Origin of the sequence: Tepidimonas thermarum (assembly GCF_007556705.1) — a bacterium.
GTDB classification, from domain to species: domain Bacteria; phylum Pseudomonadota; class Gammaproteobacteria; order Burkholderiales; family Burkholderiaceae_C; genus Tepidimonas; species Tepidimonas thermarum.
Map to the genome: position 1 here is coordinate 1 of NZ_VJOL01000124.1, position 784 is coordinate 784.

Here is a 784-nt window from a genome sequence, read left to right on the forward strand (position 1 = left end):
CCGTGCTCAAGGCCGGTGGGGCGCTGGCGACGCTGGTGTCGCTGGGCGTGGTGACGGCTGAGCAGGCGCTGGCGGCGGGCCGCGAAGGCTTTGCGGCCAAGACGCTGGCCGAGGCGCTGGCGGCCGTGGGTGGCCAGCCGGCGGCGAGCGACCAGGTGCAAATCATTTCGCCCGACATCGCCGAAAACGGTGCCGTGGTGCCGGTGGGGGCGGTGAGCAAGCTGCCCAACACGACGGAGATCTACCTGCTGGTGGAGAAGAACCCGACGCCGCTGTCGGCGGGGTTCATCATTCCTGCGGGCACGGAGCCCGAGGTGCAAACGCGCCTGAAGATGGGGCAGAGCACCAACGTGCTGGCGGTGGTCAAGGCCGACGGCAAGCTGTACTCGGCGGTCAAGGAAACCAAGGTCACGCTGGGCGGCTGCGGCGGCTGAGTGCGTGCGAGCATAGACGAGGAAAGGAGAAGCAGAGATGGCAGATCCGATGCGCATTCGCGCCAATGAAGCGGGTGGGGTGACGACGGTGCGGGTGCTCATGAGCCACCCGATGGAGCCGGGCACGCGCAAAGATGCGTCTGGCAACCTGGTGCCGGCGCACTACATCACGGACGTGGTGGCCACGCACAATGGCAAAGAGGTGCTCAAGGCGATGTGGAGCGGGGCGGTGTCGCAAAACCCGTTTTTGAGCTTCAAGTTCAAGGGCGGCAACAAGGGCGACAAGGTGGTGGTCAAGTGGACCGACAACAAGGGTGAGTCGCGCACCGACGAGGCCACCATCGCTTAAG

Annotated in this window: 2 protein-coding genes; both read left to right on the plus strand. The window is 65.9% G+C overall.

What is annotated here, in order from left to right:
- Positions 1-2 precede the first annotated feature (2 nt).
- Positions 3-434: a thiosulfate oxidation carrier protein SoxY gene (soxY, locus tag Tther_RS13200; RefSeq protein ID WP_143904596.1), complete on the plus strand. Its 432-nt coding sequence runs from the start codon at positions 3-5 to the stop codon at positions 432-434.
- A gap of 37 nt (positions 435-471) precedes the next feature.
- Positions 472-783: a thiosulfate oxidation carrier complex protein SoxZ gene (gene soxZ, locus Tther_RS13205; RefSeq protein WP_143904598.1), complete on the plus strand. Its 312-nt coding sequence runs from the start codon at positions 472-474 to the stop codon at positions 781-783.
- Position 784 lies beyond the last annotated feature (1 nt).

Coding starts and splice junctions, on each gene's coding strand:
- soxZ (WP_143904598.1), top strand. CDS start 472: ATGGCAGATCCGATGCGCATTCGCGCCAATGAAGCGGGTGGGGTGACG.